Consider the following 1875-nt stretch of genomic DNA (forward strand, 5'->3'; position numbering starts at 1 on the left):
GTCGTGATCGGTGCCGATGGTGACCCAGCCGGTGTTCGCGGCCATGTCGTAGATCTCGTACGGAATCGCTTTCTGGGCCTGGCCGGGGAAATCGTGCGTGTTGACCTTCACGGGCCGCTGGGCGGGCCGCCACTCGTGCCCGGCGTTCTTGTAGTCGCCGATCAGCTCCTTCTTCTTGGTGTCCACGCTGATCACCGGGTCGCCAGCGTCCCTGTGATCTCGTGCCTGCTCGTTGAGGTAGCGGAACTGGGCATCGCGGTCAGGGCGCTGAGCGCCTTCGATGGTCTTGGCGTTGGCCTGCAGACTGCAGCCTTCCTCCCGCAGCAGGCTGGCGACCGTGTCGGCGGAGACCCGGTGGCCCTGCCTGGTCAGCTCTGCTGCCAGCTTCCGGGTCGACTTCGTCGTCCACCGCAGCGGCGACATCGGATCACCCCGCTCGTCGGGCTCGACCAACGCCAGCAGCGCGGGCAGCAGCCCCCGGTCAAGGTCACTGGCCTTCTTCCGGCCTCCGCCAGGACGACGGACCCGTCCCAACGGCGCCTGACCGGAATCCAGTTCAGCCACCCCACGCGAGACCGTGCCCTCCCGGACCCCGGCCGCAGCGGCAACCAGCCTGATCCCACCATGCCCCAACGACCGAGCCTCAGCCCCTATGGCCAGTCGGCGCTGACGCTCGTCCAGGTGCGGCAACAACGCCTGGAACTTCGCGGCCAAGGCGGCCTCGATCCCCTCCGGTCTCCCCATACCAGAACAACGACCCCCACAGCCGGAAGCCACGACTTGTTTCCCTGCAAGTCCTAAAAGGCAAGCTCAGACGGTTGAGAAGTGCCTGACCAGCCCTCCGGGGCTGGCGGGGGCGACCTCTCCGCAGAGCTGCTGCTCAGCCGCCCCCAGTCGACCAAGCCCAAAAGTGAGATCAACCGAGTTCTCAAACACCGTCTCAGCAAACAGGCCCGCGATCGTGCGTGCGATCCACGTAGGATGCAACGCCCTTTCAGGAGGGATTGAAATTACTGCCGCAAATAGCGCCAACCTCTATCAAATCAACCCCCGTTGTATTGTTTCCAAATGTTGAGGAAACAGTTTGCCGAGATGTTCCGCTTACGTGAATCCCGTCGTTTCCATCTGCACGCCCGCCCACCCAGGGAGAGCCTACATACGGATAGTCAAGCGGGCACGTGGCCTTTAGCTCCTTAGTAACCCCGGGGGGGAGTTCTGCGCGGTTGACAACAGACACCGTTCGAGGAAGCGAACCAGGGTCGAGGCTCGAGCACGTCATACTGATGGTCATTCTAATTTCCGGACCTGCGGCGCCTTTGATGCCCGGATTGGAGTAGCTAAGAAAGAATCCTCCTTTCTTCCCAGTCGACGTGCCGTCGCCATTTTGGGGCTGAACCGTGGAAATATCAGGTCCTTCCGTCCTGCCGGACATGTCGAGAGATATACTTTTCGCAAAGGGGTAATTGGTGCCGCACGCCAAAAATGTCCCCACAGAGTTTCCATATATAGCCGAGCTATAGATCTCCTTGGTTTGATCCAGGAGATCATCCACGCTGGCCCAAGAATTCCCTGCGCCAACAATGGATCCCGCCAATACCAATGCTGTCCCAAGCGAGACGTAGGCAGTCTTGACATTCATGAGCATGATCCTCCCTTTGCCTGTCGATTTCACTCTTCCATATTGGCTGCTAGGTGTTGGTTTTCAATGAGTAGTTGGCGCTCACTGAGCTTCTTCAGAACGACCACCGATCGGGTGACGGCTACGTCTGCAGGTGGGAAATCCCAGCCGCAGGCCGGAAGCCGGTCAACCCCAGAAGAGCGTTCACCCTGCGGAGTGACTACTGTAAAGAGCTCACTGGTGAGTGAGCTTCAACG

General features: G+C 60.4%; 2 protein-coding genes. Both read right to left on the bottom strand.

The genetic code is table 11. The features are described from left to right. Window positions 1-744, bottom strand: a 744-nt coding sequence (locus tag ACFVZH_RS40290; RefSeq protein WP_384905613.1) for an ISAzo13 family transposase, incomplete at its 3' end; no start/stop codon positions are given. A gap of 250 nt (window positions 745-994) precedes the next feature. Next, window positions 995-1639, bottom strand: a complete 645-nt coding sequence (locus ACFVZH_RS40295) for a hypothetical protein (protein WP_384905614.1) — start codon at window positions 1637-1639, stop codon at window positions 995-997. Between the last annotated feature and the right edge of the window lie 236 nt (window positions 1640-1875).

This window comes from Streptomyces sp. NPDC059534, assembly GCF_042743475.1.
Lineage (GTDB): Bacteria > Actinomycetota > Actinomycetes > Streptomycetales > Streptomycetaceae > Streptomyces.